At 37.1% G+C, this 5,456-nt stretch carries 7 protein-coding genes; 2 read left to right on the top strand and 5 right to left on the bottom strand.

Annotation, left to right across the window (positions count from 1 at the left end):
* On the top strand, positions 1-667 hold a 667-nt coding region (locus LE180_RS05960; RefSeq protein ID WP_374134541.1), incomplete at its 5' end, for a hypothetical protein.
* A 161-nt stretch (positions 668-828) separates the two neighbouring features.
* Here LE180_RS05960 and LE180_RS05965 read toward each other — a convergent pair.
* The gene (locus LE180_RS05965) at positions 829-1,515 is read right to left on the bottom strand and encodes a hypothetical protein (RefSeq protein WP_374134542.1); all 687 of its coding nucleotides are present in this window, start codon (positions 1,513-1,515) and stop codon (positions 829-831) included.
* A 733-nt stretch (positions 1,516-2,248) separates the two neighbouring features.
* Here LE180_RS05965 and LE180_RS05970 point away from each other — a divergent pair.
* The gene (locus LE180_RS05970) at positions 2,249-2,518 is read left to right on the top strand and encodes a transposase (RefSeq protein WP_374134543.1); all 270 of its coding nucleotides are present in this window, start codon (positions 2,249-2,251) and stop codon (positions 2,516-2,518) included.
* A 183-nt stretch (positions 2,519-2,701) separates the two neighbouring features.
* Here LE180_RS05970 and nth read toward each other — a convergent pair whose 3' ends face one another.
* The 4 genes from nth to LE180_RS05990 form a co-directional block, all read right to left on the bottom strand.
* The gene (nth, locus tag LE180_RS05975) at positions 2,702-3,346 is read right to left on the bottom strand and encodes an endonuclease III (RefSeq protein ID WP_374134544.1); all 645 of its coding nucleotides are present in this window, start codon (positions 3,344-3,346) and stop codon (positions 2,702-2,704) included.
* Positions 3,333-4,118 carry an inositol monophosphatase family protein gene (locus LE180_RS05980; RefSeq protein ID WP_374134545.1) on the bottom strand — a complete coding sequence of 262 codons (786 nt, stop codon included), beginning with the start codon at positions 4,116-4,118 and terminating at the stop codon, positions 3,333-3,335. Before LE180_RS05980 ends, nth begins: the two co-directional genes overlap by 14 nt.
* A 58-nt stretch (positions 4,119-4,176) precedes the next feature.
* Positions 4,177-4,743, bottom strand: coding sequence for a hypothetical protein (locus LE180_RS05985; RefSeq protein WP_374134546.1), 567 nt, complete (start codon positions 4,741-4,743; stop codon positions 4,177-4,179).
* Positions 4,744-5,245: 502 nt separating this feature from the next.
* On the bottom strand, positions 5,246-5,413 hold the full coding sequence (locus LE180_RS05990) for a glycosyltransferase (protein ID WP_374134547.1): 168 nt from the start codon (positions 5,411-5,413) through the stop codon (positions 5,246-5,248).
* Positions 5,414-5,456: the final 43 nt, after the last annotated feature.

Below are 5,456 nucleotides of genomic sequence, written 5' to 3' on the forward strand. Positions count from 1 at the left end.
AACTATAGCAGTATTATTATTGTTGTCAGTTGTGTTGTCTTCGTGTACTGAGAAGGATAAGAGTAATGATTTTGCACGTATTACTCCTCATATTATTGACTCTCGGTCTTTGGAGGATGTAAATCCTCTCACCGGTTCTTTAGATAATGTAATTCGTGCGCCCTCCTCTTGTAACCAATCTGAGGCGACTTGTTTTGAATCTTTGCAAGGGAGCTTTGAAGGTGGTGCGGATTGTAAACCCCGTGACGCGGAATGTATTGTGGCTTCTGTGACGGGTGACTCTGAGACTTCGAAAAAGTGTACTCTCTCTCAGAAAACTTGTTTTGGTGATTATTCTAAAACTTCGCCTAAGAATGACTCCATCAAGAATTCTTCGGGGAAGGATTATAGGCAGGTGGCTTTGGCAAAAATAAAGAAGGCGAGCTGGAAGAGTTGGGTAGAGACATATGCTCCACCTATTACTAGTGCGGTTGTGCTCGTGGCGTGTTCGATGTTTGTGCCTCCGCCTCGGCAGGTCGGTGGTGATCCTCCGCCACCTTGGTGGGATAAGTTTGGTAGGAGGGCTTATTTTCTGAGTGCTGTTGGTGCTATACTGGGGTGGACAATGACTAACTACTCGCTTGATAAGTTTAATAAGTTTCAATGGAAATGGTTAACAACATACTGAACCGGTTGATAGGATTTATTGATTTCTTACTAGTTGTTTGATATTGTGTTGTTGTGGTATTGATGTAGCGCATTGACTAAACTAGCCTGTAGCTTTTTATATGATTTCATCCATATCTGCCAACTTCTTCTCCAACTTGGTTTTCGCTATCAAAATTCTCCTCAACTAAGGTGTTCGACATTCCTCTCAAGTGCCTCCGCCAATCTCAACGTCTTTACCGTTGCCACCTTTAACACCTTCGACTTCCCTTCCGACGCCGCCGCATTCACCACCCTCGCCGCATTCACCAACACCCTCACTACCCCACCCAGCATCACCGCCGACCCATCCATCTTCAACGCTATTGCCACCTTCCTCGCCGCCTCCGCCGTCGCCTCCGCCCCCGTCGCATTCGCCTTCGCCTCCACCAACCTCGCCTCCACCGCCTGCACCCTCGCATCCGCCACCTGCGTCGCCGCACCAGACAGCCCAGGTCTCTCATTCTCAGGCTGTCTGGTGCGGCGACTCGTGGCTGTGTATGTTATTCGTTTGGGCGTTATGCTAAGTCCTAAGACGTTACCGATTTCACGGTCTGATGTGATAGTTCCCCACGCATCTCTGGGAACACTGCACCATTTATGTTTATCGCAGAACGTAGTGGGAGATTGTGGAACATATCTCTTCTCTTTCTCTCTTTCTGTCATCTTGACTTCTTCAACTTTAGTGTTTCTAGCGAACCCGTTAACTTTGTGAGATTTATCGGATGAGCATGCTGAAAAGAGCAGAGAAAAGCAAACAAACAAGCTTACACATCTTTTTAAACGTAATGTCATCATATTATGTCTTCCTTTTAAGAGTAATGTCATCATACTATTTCCTATTTTGTTTTTATCTATCGGCATTGTAATGTCAGTATACTATTTCCTATTTTGTCTCTATACGATACCAAATATCCAAGATAAAAACAAATTTAGGTAATGTCATCATACTATCGGCGTCCTTGCGAGGAATTGTTCCTTAAAAAACAAGTATAATTTAAGTGTATAAGGTAAAAGCTTGATGAGGTTGCAAATGTGCAAACTTTAGTTTGCAGCATGCGAACAATATACACTGAATTTGTAGGCATCGATGTATCAAAAAACAAGTTGAACGTTTATGAAACAAAAAACAATCAGTACTATACAGTAACTAATGACAAAGAAAGCATTCGTTCTTTATTTAACAAGTGAGCAACAATTGATATTAATGGACTTAACAGGCGACTATGAAGTCGAAGTTGTCAAAGGGTTCACGATTACAATGTCCATAGAGCGCAAGATCGTAAAGTAAAACAGTTTATACCAAGTTACGGACAAAAAGCCAAAACTGACAAAATAGATGTTAAAATGCTAACGACTTAAGGATTACACGAGCAAGGCAAAAACGAACAGTTGAAAGAGCTTATAAGTCATCGTGAAGATCTTAAAGGAATGCTTCAAAAAGAGCGCAATCGTGAAGGATATTTTGACGATAAAGGAGACAAAGGTTCCACAAGAGTAATCATTGAAGCATTACGGAAGCGATAAGCTCCGTGAAATCAGTAGGTGAAAAACTACTACGACCTTGTTAAGAGAAATTGTTGCTCCAGCAGGTCTTGCTCCTTATGCCAATTATAGCGGTAAGGCTAGCAAAAGGCGTAGAGCTCCTGCAAGGTCGCCATCTTGTGTTAAACGCATGCTATTTATGTGCGCTATGTTGTTATTAGAAACAACAAAGGCTATGCTGACAAACGACGGCAAACTTAAAATGGTTGTCGTTGTGCACAAACTATTAATCATTATTAACAATTGTTGTAAGCAATATTACCTTGATAAAGCTTATATGCTCACTTAATTGTATCTTTTTTCAAGGACTTCTTTCATCACTTTTTTCAGTGGGTCGATGAGAGAGTACGCATTTGTATTATTTAATTTTACTTCCTTTTCAAAAACTCTACAACATCGCTTGAAGCTTGTTAATCCTTACAACAACCAAGCCTAAAGAGTTTAATATTTATACAGAAGGTCTATTTTAAAGCTATAAGCACTTGCAAACCGCAGGACAAACTTTATTTAATGGACAAGTTGAATGATTTGGACTTCTTGCTCTACAAATACGTCTTCCTAAAGTTTGTATATAAAAAGAAAACTTTATCCAGTATTCTTTTGGCACCGCTTTCATCAAATCTTTTTCAATTTTAACAGGATCATTATATTTGGTAAGTCTAAGCAAATTCGCAATTCTTATGACGTGTGTATCAACCGCAATTCCTTCCACTCTACCAAAAGCGCTTCCTAAAACAACATTTGCGGTCTTTCTAGCAACGCCTGGAAGAACAAGAAGCTCTTCCATAGTTTGAGGAACAATCCCGTCATAATTATCTGTTATTAGCTGAGCGGATCTGATAATATTCTTAGCTTTGTTTCTAAAAAAACCTGTAGATCTTATATAGTTTTCAAATTCCAAAACATCGACTTTTGCATAATCATTTATATTTTTATACCGCTTAAAAACATTCTCTGTAACTTTATTAACTCTTTCGTCGGTACACTGCGCGGACAAAATCACCGCGACAAGAAGCTCAAAAGGAGTTGAAAAGTTCAGAGCGCATTTTACGTCTCCAAAATCTTTTTCTAAAATTTTTGTTATTTTAAGCGCATATTTTTTTTTACTTTTTCCCATTGATAATTCCAAGTATCTTTTTATGCATCGCAATGCTATTCGACACAAGTATTGTATCTTGAAACGCAGAATCTTTTGAACCTCTATAATCCGATACCTCGCCGCCCGCCTCCTTAACTATTATGATGCCAGCGGCAATATCCCAAGGTTTTAACCCTTCCTCCCAAAAGAACTCAAAGCGCCCGCACGCCACATAGGACATGTCTAAGGCCGCAGAGCCAAGTCTTCTTATCCCTTGAGTCTCAAATATTATATTTTTAAAATTTTTCATTAGTTTGGTATTACCTTTTTTAATAGAATAAGGAAATCCCGTAACGGCTAAAGAACGAATTGTATCTTTTACTTTTGAGACTTCTATTTTCTTGCCATTAAGCCATGCTCCCTTATTTTTTTCTGCTACAAAAACCTCTTTCATAACTGGAGCATAAATTACGCCGGCAATAATTTCATTTTTATATTTTAATCCTATTGAAACGCAAAACATAGGAAGCCCATGTACAAAATTTACAGTACCGTCAAGGGGATCAATAATCCAACAATAGTCTTTACTAATCTCATTTACACCGTCTTCTTCAGCTAAAACACCATGCTGAGGAAAAACATCTTTTATTACCTTTATTATCGCTTTTTGAGAATTTTTGTCAGCCTGAGTAACGGGATCAATTTTCCCTTTATACTCGATATTGAGTACGCCATTGTAATGCTTTAAAAGTACGGCTGCTCCCACTTTTGCTGCAACTAACGCCGTATTTGTGTAAGACGAAAAATTCATACATACTCCTCCTGTATTATTTAATTATCTAACATGCTTTCAATACTTTCTGGAGAATTTAATTTATTATGCCAAGAAGCATAACTGCCATGTTTTCCTCATTATCAACATCGATAAAACAAATGTTTGCAATGACTTTAGGTATTATCGCTTCAAAAACAGCAATATTTAATGCAAAATATCCCAAATCCTTAGTTCTATCCCGTTCAATTTTATATTCAACATATATATTATTATCAATCATATAAATTTGACTTATAGAAATATTATTTAAGTATTGAGAAGGTTTAGGTGCTATAATCACTGCAATTTTTTTGTCAAAATCAGGAACAGTAACTTTATTAACCATTGTTTTAGTAACACCTAATAACTTATTAAATTTATCGACTGAATTTGCTGTAAAAAAGTTAATTTCTTTCAGAAGTTTAACATTATTCTTAAGAAAATATCCTTCTAATTTCTTAAATTGTAACAACTGTTTTTTCTCTTGTTCTATTTTGGATATTTTTGATTCAACTTCTTGAATAGTTTTTAAAGATATAGTTTCTTGTTGTTGATGAGAGGCAGTCGCACAACCCGTGGCAAACAACGAGCCTATCAATAACATAGGCGCTGTTTTTTTCATTATATCCCTCTCAAGAATAAAAAACTTATTTATTGATATTATATGTGCATTCAATACTTTGAACAAGCGTATCTATAAGAGTATTTTTGTAATCAGCGAATATTTTTGCATCGTTTAATTAAACGTATACCCTCTCAATCGCTTCAAAAAAGTTCGTCCTATTTTTTTCTATAAATTTTTCGTTAGATATCGAATCATTGCGTATTCTGTAAACGTAAAGAGCTTTGTCAATAAAATATATTTTTTGCGATTTTGTATAAAAACGATAATAAAATTCTAAATCCCCACATACCAACTCATCAGACCACACGACATTGTGTTTTTTATAAAATCATTCCTATATACTTTATTCTGGGCATTCAGGAGTAATATTTATTACACTTTCGCTCAATTTGCGACAATAATTTTTTTAACAAAGCATTAGTCGCTATCGCTAAAAAGTCTCATATTTATCCAAACGCTGTCTAAGCCGGTTTCTTCCAGCTTGTTGTGTACGCAAGTTTTAGAGCATATTAGACTCAATATAGTCATCAGGATCAACGCATGCTACATATTTTCCCGTAGCAACTTTCAGTCCGGCATTTCTTGCGATACCTAGACCTTTATTTGTTTGAAAGTTTATTATTTCCATTCTACTGTCTTTAGCGGCATAATATTTAACTATTTGCATTGAGCTGCCTGAACCCGCAATCGTCAACACACAAAAGCTCTAT

Origin of the sequence: Candidatus Endomicrobiellum pyrsonymphae, assembly GCF_020328025.1 — a bacterium.
In the GTDB taxonomy this organism is placed as follows: domain Bacteria; phylum Elusimicrobiota; class Endomicrobiia; order Endomicrobiales; family Endomicrobiaceae; genus Endomicrobiellum; species Endomicrobiellum pyrsonymphae.